This is a genomic window from Mediterraneibacter sp. NSJ-151, from assembly GCF_022487435.1.
Classification (GTDB): domain Bacteria; phylum Bacillota; class Clostridia; order Lachnospirales; family Lachnospiraceae; genus Schaedlerella; species Schaedlerella hominis.
In genome coordinates, this window is the sequence record NZ_JAKVPP010000002.1 from 141,642 (window position 1) to 155,484 (window position 13,843).

The 13,843-nt window shown below is 40.3% G+C and carries 9 protein-coding genes and 3 pseudogenes; 3 read left to right on the forward strand and 9 right to left on the reverse strand.

Annotated features, from left to right (window positions below; genetic code table 11):
- Positions 1-27: 27 nt before the first annotated feature.
- On the reverse strand, positions 28-459 hold the full coding sequence (locus LQE94_RS02570; protein WP_118737031.1) for a flavodoxin family protein: 432 nt from the start codon (positions 457-459) through the stop codon (positions 28-30).
- Positions 456-829, reverse strand: a pseudogene (locus LQE94_RS02575) (MmcQ/YjbR family DNA-binding protein). The gene LQE94_RS02570 and the pseudogene LQE94_RS02575 overlap by 4 nt, the downstream one beginning before the upstream one ends.
- A gap of 193 nt (positions 830-1,022) precedes the next feature.
- On the opposite strand from LQE94_RS02575, the gene mobC reads away from it, so the two are divergent.
- From mobC to LQE94_RS16505, 3 genes and pseudogenes are all read left to right on the forward strand, one after another.
- Positions 1,023-1,151 (forward strand): plasmid mobilization relaxosome protein MobC, encoded by a 129-nt coding sequence (mobC, locus tag LQE94_RS02580; protein WP_240576916.1) that lies wholly within the window; start codon positions 1,023-1,025, stop codon positions 1,149-1,151.
- A 32-nt stretch (positions 1,152-1,183) separates the two neighbouring features.
- Positions 1,184-1,483 (forward strand): annotated as a pseudogene (locus LQE94_RS16500) (relaxase/mobilization nuclease domain-containing protein); the annotation flags it as partial.
- 280 nt (positions 1,484-1,763) lie between these two features.
- Positions 1,764-2,123 carry a hypothetical protein gene (locus LQE94_RS16505; RefSeq protein WP_240576918.1) on the forward strand — a complete coding sequence of 120 codons (360 nt, stop codon included), beginning with the start codon at positions 1,764-1,766 and terminating at the stop codon, positions 2,121-2,123.
- On the opposite strand, the gene LQE94_RS02595 is transcribed toward LQE94_RS16505, so the two are convergent.
- The 7 genes and pseudogenes from LQE94_RS02595 to LQE94_RS02625 all read right to left on the reverse strand — a co-directional run bounded on the left by LQE94_RS02595 (position 2,089) and on the right by LQE94_RS02625 (position 13,777).
- Positions 2,089-2,283 (reverse strand): hypothetical protein, encoded by a 195-nt coding sequence (locus tag LQE94_RS02595; protein ID WP_240576919.1) that lies wholly within the window; start codon positions 2,281-2,283, stop codon positions 2,089-2,091. The two genes, LQE94_RS16505 and LQE94_RS02595, sit on opposite strands and share 35 nt — an antisense overlap.
- Before the next feature lie 112 nt (positions 2,284-2,395).
- Positions 2,396-2,632: pseudogene (locus LQE94_RS02600) on the reverse strand (DUF188 domain-containing protein); the annotation flags it as partial.
- 74 nt (positions 2,633-2,706) lie between these two features.
- Positions 2,707-5,445 (reverse strand): response regulator, encoded by a 2,739-nt coding sequence (locus LQE94_RS02605; protein ID WP_240576920.1) that lies wholly within the window; start codon positions 5,443-5,445, stop codon positions 2,707-2,709.
- A gap of 311 nt (positions 5,446-5,756) precedes the next feature.
- The gene (locus LQE94_RS02610; RefSeq protein ID WP_186864828.1) at positions 5,757-6,392 is read right to left on the reverse strand and encodes a hypothetical protein; all 636 of its coding nucleotides are present in this window, start codon (positions 6,390-6,392) and stop codon (positions 5,757-5,759) included.
- Positions 6,393-6,468: 76 nt separating this feature from the next.
- Positions 6,469-9,297, reverse strand: coding sequence for a hybrid sensor histidine kinase/response regulator (locus LQE94_RS02615; protein ID WP_240576921.1), 2,829 nt, complete (start codon positions 9,295-9,297; stop codon positions 6,469-6,471).
- Positions 9,298-9,620: 323 nt separating this feature from the next.
- Complete coding sequence (locus LQE94_RS02620; RefSeq protein WP_240576922.1) at positions 9,621-11,786, reverse strand: ATP-binding protein; 2,166 nt, start codon at positions 11,784-11,786, stop codon at positions 9,621-9,623.
- A gap of 146 nt (positions 11,787-11,932) precedes the next feature.
- Positions 11,933-13,777, reverse strand: coding sequence for an ABC transporter substrate-binding protein (locus LQE94_RS02625; protein ID WP_118737036.1), 1,845 nt, complete (start codon positions 13,775-13,777; stop codon positions 11,933-11,935).
- Between the last annotated feature and the right edge of the window lie 66 nt (positions 13,778-13,843).

A 13,843-nucleotide genomic window follows, 5' to 3' on the forward strand; every position in this document is an offset into this window, starting at 1 on the left:
CCCAGTTTTTCTTTTTCGCTAAACTATTTAAAGTCCTTTTACAAACTCAACTGCATTTTTTATATCTTTTTCATCTGGATGCCCTTTTGCTATACCACCCACCAGTTTAAATGGGCCAAATGTGTCATAGCCCTTGCATCCGAATTTTCCGATTGCTGTAGAATGCTTCTTGTCCAAAATCTGCTCTATGGATTTATAATTCGCACTTCCACCATAAGTACAGATCAGAAATACCCTTTTATCGTCCGGTAGATTCTTCTCTGCAAATCTCAATATCGACTGATGAAATTTTGAAAAATAGATTCCTGATGCAAACCCAATCATATCATAACTGCTCAGATCTGCATCTGGCTGTTTTACAGCATCAATCAAATCTACCTGGCACTCTTCTGATATTCCCTTTACTATTTTTTCTGTATTTCCATGATGTACAGATGCATATACGATCGCTTTTCTCATTTGTTTTCCTTTCTGTCTGCTCCATCAATCAGGTCATAACTCATATCCAAAAAATCTAATGTCTTTGCTTCACTTACTGATCCATCCAGTAAAATTGTGATCCAGTGCTGTTTGTTCATATGGTATCCTGACAAAAATCCAAAGGTCTGAATAATCACACTTGTCATTTCCGGATCACATTTTACATTCATAATATCGACAAATTCATTTTCTTCCAATCCGAGTTTGCATTTTTCAACACTCATAACTACAGCATACCATTTTCCATTCTTATGTCGCAGCACAGCATTATCTGGTGATTGTGCCCATAAATACTCCGCACCGTACCATACTGTTTCTTCACATATTCAAAAATTTCTTCTTTCTTCACAGTTTATTCAACTCCTGATTATTCTGATATCCTGCCCATAATCATACCATATTTTTAACTCCCGTACTACCTGCCAAATTCTTTTGCATTTTCCCGGTTCTCCTGACTTTAACTAATAGAGGGGTAAAACAGCAAGGACAGGAAGTGAGGATACACTTCCGGGAAATCCCAATTTAGGGTACCCTGCCCTAAATTGAAAAACGCTGAAAGCAACGATACCCCTCCACTGAAGAAACAGTATGAGGAAATACACAAGATTGGTGTAAATATCAACCAGATTGCAAAAAAGGTAAATACCACCGGAGATCTATATCCAGAATAAATGCAAGAATTGAAAGAGATGGTGAAAGAATTATGGCGTATCTTAAGATCTTCCCCATTAAAGTAACAGACAAGAAAATACTGGACTATATTACAAATCCAGATAAGACAGATGAAAAACTTTTAGTTTCCAGTTTTGGCTGTTCCCCGGAAACTGCAGATCTTGAATTTTCTATGACAAGAGAAATGGCAAAAAAGAATGGAATGGACAAGGGTGATAACCTGGCATTTCATCTGATCCAGTCCTTCAAACCTGGAGAAGTTGATGCCGAAACTGCCCATCGCTTAGGGCAGCAATTTGCAGACGAAGCACTGAAAGGAAAATGTCCGTATACGTCTGGCTAAAAATCGTAGCAAAGCGAAAGCTCCAAGGCACCTATCCAGAGAAGCTCGCCTGTATATCAATATTTCCACCTATGTAACAACAGGCAATCGTGAAGGTTTTGAACGATGGGCAAAACTCAATAACCTGAAAGAAGCGGCTCGTACCTTCAACTACCTTTCTGAAAATAACCTGCTGAATTATGAAGATTTCCAGCAGCATATTTCTGATGTTGATGCTTCTGTTAAAGCGGCTGATCTGAGAATAGCACAAATCACCAGTGATCTGAGCATGCAGAAAATCATTCAAAAACACTGTGATTCTTACCGGCTTTGCCTTAAAGTAATTGAAGATTATAAATCTTCTAAAAATCCAAAAGCATACCGGACCAAGCATCAGGCAGAATACCAACTCCACGATTCACTAAAAAAAGAGCTTCAGGATCTCGGTGTTACCAAAATCCCAAGCTCTAATAAAATCCAGAAACAAATTGAAAATCTTGAATCTGAACGGGCTGTTACCGTCCGGGAAAAACAGGAATTACAGAAAAAGCAGAAAACACTGGATATCATTCAGCAAAATTTCTCTGTGCTGCTCGATGCTCCTGAGAGCAGTTCTAACTTACTTCCGGCGTTTTCTTATGTTTTTTGACCATAGGTGTTTCCAGTGTAATTCCACTCTGAATGTCTCTTAGGATACGTTCTTCATAACTTTTTTCACGCTTTTCCACAATTTTATAAAATTCTTCATATTCCGTTTTAGAAGCAAGCGATTGAACTGCCGTAAACAACCTTTTGCATATATCATTCATTTCAGTAGCATCCGGCATTCGCTGATTCTCAAGATAAAACTTCAAGTACATTTTGTATGTTTTATCTGATATTGCACTCTTCTGTTTTTGTTTTAAGTCTTTATAGCTTCTGTCGTTCCATTAGCATCTGATCAATATTATCATTCGTGTACCATTTACCTGATTGATGAATAGCATAAGCACCTTTTCCCAATGCCATTGCAGCTACACCGTAGTCCTGTGATACGACAATATCTCCTTTATGGCAAATACTGATCAGTTTATAATCTACTGCATCTGCTCCTGCACCGACAACAACAACTTCGCTATAAGCTGATGACAGAACATGATTCGTATCACACAACAAGGAACAGCAGAAAAAACTATAAACACAGTTTTTTCTGCTGAACATGATTATCCACAATATAAAAAAATAAAAATTCGTCACTTTTTACAATGACTTATGCATACCCTTGAACAGTAACAGGCAATCGTATGGATCATTTTTTCTACATCCAGTGGTTTGGCCAGATGTGCGTTCATACCACAGTCCAGTGCATGGCGTACATCCTCTGCAAAAGCATTAGCGGTCAGTGCGATGATGGGAATGGAAGAAGCATCCGTCCTGTCAAGCTTCCGGATCTGACGTGTGGCCTCGTATCCGTCCATCAGAGGCATCATAATATCCATAAGTATCACATCAAATGTCCCCTCGGGGTGACGGGAGAAAAGTCTTACAGCTTCCCTGCCATTGGATACTGCAGTTACCACAGCACCTTCCTCTTCAAGGAGTACCTGTGCCACTTCTCTGTTTATTTCATTATCCTCTGCCAGCAGGATCTTTATGCCCTGAATGGAGTTTCGCTCAGATTCTGGCTCAAAAGAGATATCCGTTTCTTCTACCTCTTCAAATGGCAAAGTGATCACAAAAGTACTTCCGATACCCGGAGTACTGGAAATCTCAATGGTACCACCCATCTGTTCAAATAGCGCTTTGGCAATGCTCATACCCAGTCCGGTGCCATGATATACACTTCGGGCATCCATATTCTCCTGAGTAAAGGGTTCAAAGATCTTCTCCAGATATTCTTTGTTGATGCCGATTCCCGTATCAGAGATCGTCCATCTGCAGACCAGCTTATGATCATGGGAAGGGAGAGCATGGATCTCCGTATGGATTGCCCCATTTTCTCTGTTGTATTTGATACAGTTACTGTAAATATTCATCATGGCACGACGGAGGTGCAGAGGGCTGCCGTATACAAAGGGATGTTCGTATATCTCCGGTGCGATATGAACGGTGAAATCAATGCCGTTTTTCTGTGCCTGCATATCAATCAGCATCTGTGTCTCTTTTTCATATCTGATCAGATCAAAAGGTTCATGGTTGAGTACAAGTCCGCCCTCCTCGATCTTGGACATATCCAGTACATCATTGATAAGAGAGAGCAGATGACTGGCTGAAATGAATGCTTTTTCACGATTACTTTTCAGGAATCCGATATCATTTTCGTGCTTTTTATCAATTTCCAGCAGACCAATGATCCCATTCAACGGCGTACGCATATCGTGGGACATACGGGAAAGAAAATTGGATTTCTCTGCATTGGCACGTTCGGCAGTATCAAGAGCTTCTTTGAGAAGCTTCTGGTGTCTGATTTCTGATTCCACCACATCGTCCACATTCAAAAATCCCAGAACAATGATACCGGAGTCTTCGTTTTTGATAAAGCGGAACTGATAGTAATGGATACCATCCCTGTCATTTATCCGGTAATTCCCCTTGTATTCGGACTGACCGGACAAAACACTCATTACATTATCCAGTTCCAGTGATTCTTCCAGCATTGTACGGTCATCCGGATATACACGCTGCCGGATATAGTCTGAGAGGAAAAGATCATAGGGGTATGTATTGTTGTGTTTTTTGTCCGGAGCAGGGACATCGCGGTCTTCCTGCTTGATCACAGAGAGAGTTTTTTCTCTGGGATTGATCAGGTATACGTTCAGGTAGTTGCTGCTCAGTGTCTGGACAATACTTACCTGTGTCTCATAGGCTTCCTGTGTTCTGGTGACATCCTCACCGTAGAGGATTGCTTCCAGATGGTTATTGGAAGGATTGAGCAGCAGTCTTGTCACATATTTGGAAAGCCTGGTTATATTGTCATCGTAGAGACAGCGGGAAACTCTGGTGACCTCTACCTGACCGTCCTCGTAGCTTTTCATCAGGGAACTGCGGCAAAATGCGTTGATGAAATCGTTTCTGTCCTTTAATACCGGTATAAAAACAGCAGTCTCTGCAATAAAATGGTCAATAGAAGCGTCAGCATCTATCTTATAGGCCAGGGCAGAAGTGCCTCCGATCTTCAGAATCTTATCATCTGTAAGATCGAGATGAAAGTAGCCGGCAGCATGGGCAATGGATGCCAGAAGAGAGTGGAGCTGATTTTCATAGATTTTGCGTGCTGTCACATCATTGTCTTCACAGGCCACTGCAATTACGAAATCCCGATAGTCATCGGCGTTTCCGTTTCTGGCAATGAGCAGATAATAGTAATGGACAGTATCTGTGACAACCCTGAAATGGATTTTGAAAGAGGCTTCCTGAGAAAGTCTTTCCAGCAGGGTTTCATAATTCAGGTGTCTGGACACATAGGAACGCTCATCCGGATGAATATATTTCTGGATGAGAAAATTAAATGACAGCTTATAGTCCGCATTATCTTTAATATCCGCAAAAGCATCAGTAAATCTGGAACGATATACGGAGATTTTCCCGGTTTCCCGGTTTACGCCATAAACAGACATGTAGTCAGAAGCAAGCAGGTTGATGGCACCCAGCAGACGGAGAGAGTTCTCACCTGTGGGAATAGACTTTGACAGGCTTTCTCCTTTGGCTACTGTGCTGAATACAAGTGCATGTCCTCTGCTACCATCGGGCTGTACAGTCTCTACTGCATCAACTGTCTCATAAATATGACGGATCGGATCCAGGTAGGTCTTTGGCCCCTGTATCCCCAGTGCTACAGGGCAGGGCGGGCATGGGGAATCAAGCCCCATAAGTGCCTTATAGCATTTCACTCCCGGCTGGAGATTGGGGTACAGTTGTTTGGCAGTGTCGTTATAGCTTAGGATATTATAGTCTTTGTCTATGCTGTAATATCCGGATGAGTGTGTGTTCATAATTTTATACTCCTGGTGTTTAGTGCTTTAAAGTATACTCTTTTTACCAAAAAATAGCAATGATAATGGACGAATTTGTAAAGGTTGTACAATGTTTCGGGATTTTGGCATATTCATGCCAAAACGCCTCGCGGGATAGTAGCGTGTGAACAGTAACCTAAACTTCTTGTTCATCTGTAAAAGCTGACCACCTTAGTATTCTTTCTCTTTCATCTTCAAACATATCCACTCAGCTAATTGAAGCATACTTATTTCAAGAAAAAGAGCATATGGATTTGATTCCATACACTCTATGATTGTAATCTTCATATTTATTTTACAGTGTCAAAATATCCAATGATTCCAATGTATCCATCCTTCTTTAAAGGCGACCACAATGTATGCAATTTCATTCTATACATCTGACTGTTATTATCCGCCGTCGCTTTTATCGTGGCAGATATTTCTTTATTTTGTACAGATGTCTGATGTAATAAAACACGAATACATTGAACCTCTTCTTCATTTACTCCAAATTCTTTGAACAAATTGAATTTCGGATTATCTCTCTGACATAATATCTGATGTTCTCCGTTTAAGATAGTTAATTGGCCTGAAATTGCATTGTAATCAATTGAGTACATTCCACTGTTTGATTTGAAGAAATCGATCTTTTCCTGCATGACCTTGACAACACTCTGTGAATAATTTTGATTCGGTAAAGATCTGTCGCTGAGTATTTCATTAGAAAGTCTCTGTACTTCATGGCGATAGCTATTTTCATCCATTTCCTTATCAAACATATTTGAAAATTGAAGACTCAGTTCTTTCAAACATTTCAGAAGGATGGGGTTAAATTGTCCGCATTGCCCATCCAGAATCATTTGAATCGCTGTGTCATGATTAAATGCTTTCTTATAACATCTTTCACTTGTAAGTGCATCATAAACATCAACAAGCGATACCACCTGCGCACAGATTGGTATTTCTTCTCATAAGTTCCTCCTGTCAATTGTATTCCACTAATTCATGAACCTCTGCTAATCATTTATATACATACCTTAAAATCGTTTTTATAACTTCATCAATCACAATCGGCTTTGACAAATGTGCGTTCATCCCTGCATCCAGTGATGCCTGAACATCTTCTGCAAATGAATTAGCTGTCATTGCTATAATAGGAATGTTTTTTCCATCCGGTCTGTCATTCATTGCCCTGATTGCTTTTGTTGCTTCATAACCATTCATTTCAGGCATCATGATATCCATCAGGATTACATCAAATGTGCCTTCCGGATGATTTCTGAAAATCTCAACAGCATTCTTTCCATCCACAGCTCTTTCTACATTCATCCCTAACTCTTCCAACTGCACGGCAGCAATCTCTGTATTCAGTTCATTATCCTCTGCAAGAAGGACATTCACACCTGTAAGATTTACCTTTTCAGAAAAACCTGTGTCTGACTTATTATATTCCTTATCTGTAATTTCCAAAGGAATATCCACAGTAAATGTGGTTCCCTCATGCTTTTTACTCTGCACGGAAATGGTTCCACCCATCATATCTACATACTTCTTTACGATAGCCATCCCCAGTCCAACTCCATGGTACTGCGTTCTCACACCGGAATCTTCCTGTGCAAATTCCTCAAAAACTTCTTTTGTAAATTCCTCACTCATGCCAATACCAGTATCCGAAATGCGGTAACGCATATTTATATATCCATCCCCGCCCTTTTCCTGACACCGGGCTTCAAATGTAATCGTCCCTCCATCCGGAGTGAATTTCACGGCATTGCTCAGAATATTGACCAGCACATCGCGCAGGCGTGCAGGATCCGCAAGTACATTTGGAATCTTTGCTTCTTCACGCTGAATTTTAAAGTTGATATTCCTGTTCATAAGAAAACCTTTTGTAATATCCAATGCAGAATCTGTAATGTTTTTCACATCCGCCGGTACCGGATTGTAATTCACTTTTCCACTTTCGATGCGGGTCAGATCTAATATATCATTGATTAGCGACAGTAAATGCTCTGAGCTTTCGTCAATCTTTTCCAGACAATTTTTCACTTCGTCTGACGGATTGTTTTTCATTGCAATACCGGTAAATCCTATGATTGCATTCATCGGTGTCCTCATATCATGGGACATATGTGACAGAAATGCTGTTTTTGCCTTGTTTGCAGCCTGTGCATGCTCTGCCAGTTCCGCCATTTCCTCAGCTTTCTCCTGGTCCGCCTTCTGAGCTTTTTTTCTTGCACTGAGACGCACCATTATCACAGCCATAGTAGTCAGCAGCCATCCAAAAATAAGAAGAACCCAAACAGTAACAATAGGATGCAGACGTATCCAGTCAACAAATGTCAGATCTGTTGCTTTGTATGTGGTATACTGTGCTGCAAGATCTTCAACAAGATTTTGGGGCATGGCATACATTGCTTTCGTCAGAATACCAGCCAGCGCATGGTTCTCAGTTGATGAAATTACCATGCGGTAGGTGAATGTAGGCTGTTCCAGCATAGTATATGTCATGGTGCCCGTAGTGTCACTGTTCACAAACGCCTGTGCCATGTAATAGTAGACGAAGGCGGCATCTGCTTTACCCTCACGGACAGCTTCCATCATTTCCTGTCGGGTACTGCACATCAGTTTTTCTGCACCGGGTGCCATTGCATCTTCAATTGAATTTGATGCTGTCTGGTCAACAGTAGTAACAACATTAATTTTTCCATCAAAGTCACGCCGTGTCACCCTTGCCAGCTGCATCGTAATGAAAGGTGCAGTAATCCCCCATTTTTTCGTCTCAGCATAGTTATCTGTTTCCAGGCGCGCATCGATGCTCATATCTGTGGTTTCCTTATTTTTCTGATAAGCAATATACTCATCTCTGGTGGCAGGTGTAAGAAACTCATAGGAAATCCCGGCATAGTCTGCAATTTTCCGGAAGTAATCCGGGATAATACCCTTCATCTCACCATTTTCATTATAAGAATATGGATAACGGGTCGGATCACACAGAACACGAATTGGGTTGTACTTGGAATATTGTGCAATAATACTTTTTTCTTGCTCCGTATATTCCAGATTCTTAGTTTCTATGCTTTCATAATTTTTATTATAAAGTGTCGTTTTCCAGTCACCCTCAACCGCATTCATCTGATCGATCGCATAATTGATCTCATTCAGCAATTCTGTATTGCCCTTTTTAACAATGACATAGAAATCGCTGCTGCCAAATTTCTCCACGATTCGCTCATTGTTTGTTTTTCTCAGAGAACTGGTAACAATCGCATCAACTTTTTCGCTCTGAAGGGCTTCATCCATTTCTGTGGTCGTATCAAAATAAGATGGAACATATGTAAATCCTTTGTCGTCTGCAAAATCCGCAAACTCTTCATTCCGAGTGTTTCCGTTCAAAAGTGCCACACGCATACCGTTGTAAGTGCTGTAATTGCCGTCCACAATCGTGCTGTTGTCACTGCGGACGGTCAGCATCCCATAATTGGTTCCGATCGGACGTGAAAAATCAAACTTTTCTTCTCTGTCCGGTGTTTTGCGGGCAGATGTTACCATGTCAATCTCGCCATCTTCAAGCATCTGCTGCATATCATCCCAGCTCTTATCATATCCGACATATTCGTAATCTACATCCCAATAACGGGCCATCAGCCGAAGAAAATCATAGCCATACCCACTGCGGTTGCCTTCTTCATCCATCACATGATAACCATCCATGGCAAAGAAACCGACTTTGACAGTTTCATGCTGCGAACTGTCCTCGGCTGCATATACAGTCTGGGGAGAAAATATCATACAGACGCATACAAAAACCAGTAACACTGCCACATATTTCTTTGCTCTCGAAATCATATTAAATCTCCTGTCTGTCTGTCTGTCTGTCTGTCTGTCTGTCTGTCTGTCTGTCTGTCTGTCTGTCTGTCTGTCTGTCTGTCAAATATATTTCTCTATACATCTCCTTGTCAACCTCCTATTTTATTCAAGTCGAACGCACGTGAGACTTGGTGCGTGATTCTGGTCAGCGAAAGCTGACATATTCTTCTCAGAATCACTGCACATCCCCGCGGAGCGTTTATCTCAGTCGGAGATTGTACTCCCACTGAGAAAGACTTGTTATTACTCACCACTTGCAGAAGTGGGAGTCTTCTCGACTGAGATAAAATTGCACTGCCACATCAAATCCATTTGTCACTGTTCAATAACCTGCGGTTCGGTACCCCCCCCCCACCAGATTTTATGCTTCTGATCGTCTTTTCCAGTACCTTCATCTCAACCGGTTTTGAAACATGTGCATTCATGCCAGCCGCAAGAGAATGCTGAATGTCTTCTGAAAATGCATTGGCGGTCATGGCAATGATCGGAATCTTCTTTGCCAGCTCATGGGAACTTCTGCGGATTGCTTTCGTTGCCTCATAACCATTCATAACAGGCATCTGTATGTCCATCAGGATCATGTCATAATCACCTGGAGCAGACTGTTCAAATGCTTTCAAAATCTCTTCGCCATTTTCACAGATGGTACATTCCGCACCTTCAATCTTTAACAGTTCCGTCAGAATCTCTGCGTTCAGCTCATTATCCTCTGCACACAGGAATCTCATTCCCTGAAGGATATTACCATCCTGCTCATCTGTTTCTTCTTGTGCCGCCAGAGCAACCGTTCTATCCTCTGCAATTTTCAGATCCATGAGAACCTCAAAACAGCTTCCCTGTCCCAGTTCACTCTCCACGTCAATGGTGCCTCCCATTGCCTCAACCAGGTTCCTGGTAATAGCCATTCCAAGTCCGGTTCCCTGTATCTTATTAGTCACAGAACTTTCAGCGCGAGTAAACGGATCAAAGATTGTTTTTTTGAAATCTGCCGATATTCCCAAACCATTATCGCTAACTAAGAAACGGTACTTTGCATAGACAGATGACTTTGTCTCACATTCTTCTACCAGAAGCTGAATTTTTCCACCTTCCTGCGTATATTTTATGGCATTAGACAGCAGGTTGCTGAAAATCTGCATCAAATGAACCTGATCCCCATTCACCCACTCATGTTGAATATTTTCTTTTATGATTGTAAAGGTCTGCTGCTTTTCATATATTTGAGAATGAAATATAGTGTCAAGTTCCTGCATAAAATCCAAAATAGAAAAGTCAGAATACTTGAAGACTGTTTTTCCTGCCTCAATCTTACTCATATCCAAAACATCATTAATAATTCCTAACAGATGCTGTGATGAAATATCTATTTTATCTGCATACTCTATAACTTTTGCTTTATCACCTGCATCATGTCTGATCAAAGACGTGATACCAATGATTGCATTCATAGGTGTACGAATATCATGTGACATATTAGACAGGAAATCCGTTTTCGCCTTATTTGCATTTTCAGCTGTCTGCAAAGCCTCTGTTGCAGCGTTCTTTGCCTTTTTCAGTTTTTGATTGACTACTTCCATTTCCTTCATTGTTTGTAAATGAAGGTCATTATTTCTTTTTTCATATTCTGCTTTTTGATCTGCAAGACTAAGTCTGGAAATACTGTAGAATAATCCGGCAAAAAGTAAAAGTATAAAACCTGCCATAAGTATTGTTGTAAACAACACCGTCTTCTGGTAATCCATCAGCACATTGTCAACAACTCCCTTTTCCACAATGCATACCAAAATGGTGTTGTTGCTTTCTATCGGGCAATACCCCAGATAATAGGGATTCTGTTTTCCCAAAAGTGCAACTCCGGATTCTCTGTTATCAAACTTCTTTTTGAACAAATCAGCCTCTTCTTCTGTAATAGCCTGTTCCCCTTTTAAATGTTTTAACAAAGAATAATTACGCTGGTATTTATCACCACTCAGGTTCGTATATGTAATATTTCCGTCATAATCCAGCATGAACAAATATGCTTTCCCATCATAACCTTTCAGTTTTAACATGGAATCCAGTTTCGAATGATCATACACAGTTCCAATTGCCGTATAAGTTTCCCCATTGATAGTGTATTCCTGACATGGGATTGCAACCAGATAACCGTCTTTTTTCTCCTGATCATAATCAAGACGCACCAGTTTTCCAATATTGTATCCATTCTTTAAGTCCAGCAGAAATTTACTTGGCATATCAATCCGCATTTTTGTTCCACCTGCTGATATTGCCTGACCATTTTCCTGAAGGAATATAAGTGTACTTTCCGATTCTTTTTCCCATGCTTCAAAGAAACTTTTGTTCGTATCCGTTTCAAGAGACAGCTCCCTCTCATGAAGTAAAAATTCCTCAACCAACTGCAGCTGGCTGTAGTACCCACTCACCTGAAGATCATAGGTCTGCTGTATCTGTTCAACAACAGCTCTCATACTGCTTTTTCCATTTTCGCTGATATACTTACTAGACTTACTTATAAGATACTTTATACAAACTAAGCTTAAAAGAATAATAAGTAGTATAAGCAACAGCCTTGTTATTTTTTTTCTTTTATTTATCGTTTGTTCTATCTCCACTTTTACTGTTCAACCTCTATATAGTCTTCCGGTGCTGACGGCTGCTGTCCTTTTGACATTGCTTCGATCCATGCACTTGATAATGTTGTATCTTTAAGCTGCTCAATCTCACATTGTGGATTTATTTTTTTCAAAACAGACATTGTGGTGTCTGTAAGAAGAATAGAGTATTCCTTTTCTTTGTCTATTTTCTTATCATTAACTGTCAAGTCCTTTAATGAAAATCCACTTTCCGCTTGATTGACGATCATTTTCATACCGGATGCAATTGGTAATTCGTATTTATTGGTTACATAAAAATTCTCATCAGCATCGTCGAGATAATTTTCCACGAGTTCATAAACCTGTTTACCATTAATTTTTGCAAAATATAATGCTGTATCTGAACTCTTCGCTGTCATCATGCCAACCCGGCTACTGCTGCATTCTCCTTTGTACATAGAAGAAGTAAAATAATAATATGGTGCCAGAGCCAGCTGTGCATCATTTTCTTCTCTGATCGTAGTTAAAATGGAAGATGCTGCATCACGGCCATTTCTATCGTTCAGTGAAATGGAATATTCATTTTCAAAATTCACCGTTGATTTTTCTTCTGGATCTTTACGATTCATTACACTGCGCAAAGTATCATAAGCCTGTGTTTCATCCATTTCCCCTGACAGTAATCCGTGAACAGCCTCAAGACTTGCATCAAATGATTTTTGAGCGGAATATCGGATATAAACAGCATTATTATTAATTTCCACTTCCAGTCCAGGCACATCCTGCATCATGGTTGGAACATCTGTATTCAATGAAATAACACCGCTTCCATCCGCAATCAGCTTTTGCCCCTCTTCTGAAATCATACAATCCAGCACATCCAGTGCAGTATCCAGTTTCTCCCGGTCTTTTTCTAGGTTTTTGTTAAATGCAATGTTTAAGGATGGAGTCATGTACACATAGGATTCATCCGATGTCTGTGAAAAGTAAGGAATACGGATCAGCTCCGCATCCATCTGTTTCTGTAGCTGCTGCATAACCGTCGGATGTCCATGAAACATTGCCGATTTTCCCTCGACAAACATCTGGGTTCCTGTATCGATGTCAATATTGATATCTTCTTTACTAAAGTGCGAGTCCTTAAGAAACTGACTGGTTTCTGAAAAAATACGTTTCCATAATGTATCATCAAACTTTACTTCATCCGCTGCAGTCTCTGCACCGTTTCGCCATTCAATACCATCCAGGCTTGTAAACTCACCGATTGCCGCAGCCTGGATGATTTCATTATTAGACCAGTCTTCACCAAGATCCATGGAATACGGTTTTATGCCATTATCATAAAACTGCTGACAGGCCTGTACATATTCCTCATAATTTTTTGGAATCTTAATTCCATACTGATCAAACAGTGTTTTGTTGGCAATGATCGTCTGCGGAATACCACAGATTGGCAGCCACTGGATTTCATCCTCCGCATTCTTATAATATTGCACCGCATAGGAATAATACTTAGAAACAACATCATAAGAAGCAAAATCCATAAGATAAGGCTGTAAGTCCTGTGCATCTGTTCCAGAAAATCGACGTACTGTTATGATATCCGGTAATTCATCATGTTCTTTAAAATAACTGTATAAATCGGTATCATTGTTACCAATAATAAATTCAATATCCTGATCAGGAAACTGTTCATGGATATAGGGTGCAATATTTTTCATCAAACGATTTTCCCACAGATAAACTGTAAGATGATCATCGTTTTTAGATACTTCTTTCTTTGACTGTCCACATCCAGACAAGACAGCAGTTGCTACAAGTACACCTGACACCACTGCAATCAAACAACGTTTTGCCTTTTTCATACTTTTATTTTCCTCATTCTTTCCTGATAAAATCATTATTGTTACGTCTGTGAAATAACACCGTAA

What these genes read in the sequence shown, in the direction of transcription:
- LQE94_RS02605 (WP_240576920.1), bottom strand. Translation starts at nt 5,445, where the DNA reads ATGAACACACACTCATCCGGATATTACAGCATAGACAAAGACTATAAT.
- LQE94_RS02615 (WP_240576921.1), bottom strand. Translation starts at nt 9,297, where the DNA reads ATGATTTCGAGAGCAAAGAAATATGTGGCAGTGTTACTGGTTTTTGTA.
- LQE94_RS02570 (WP_118737031.1), bottom strand. Translation starts at nt 459, where the DNA reads ATGAGAAAAGCGATCGTATATGCATCTGTACATCATGGAAATACAGAA.
- LQE94_RS02595 (WP_240576919.1), bottom strand. Translation starts at nt 2,283, where the DNA reads ATGAATGATATATGCAAAAGGTTGTTTACGGCAGTTCAATCGCTTGCT.
- LQE94_RS02620 (WP_240576922.1), bottom strand. Translation starts at nt 11,786, where the DNA reads ATGAGAGCTGTTGTTGAACAGATACAGCAGACCTATGATCTTCAGGTG.
- LQE94_RS02625 (WP_118737036.1), bottom strand. Translation starts at nt 13,777, where the DNA reads ATGAAAAAGGCAAAACGTTGTTTGATTGCAGTGGTGTCAGGTGTACTT.
- LQE94_RS16505 (WP_240576918.1), top strand. Translation starts at nt 1,764, where the DNA reads ATGCAGAAAATCATTCAAAAACACTGTGATTCTTACCGGCTTTGCCTT.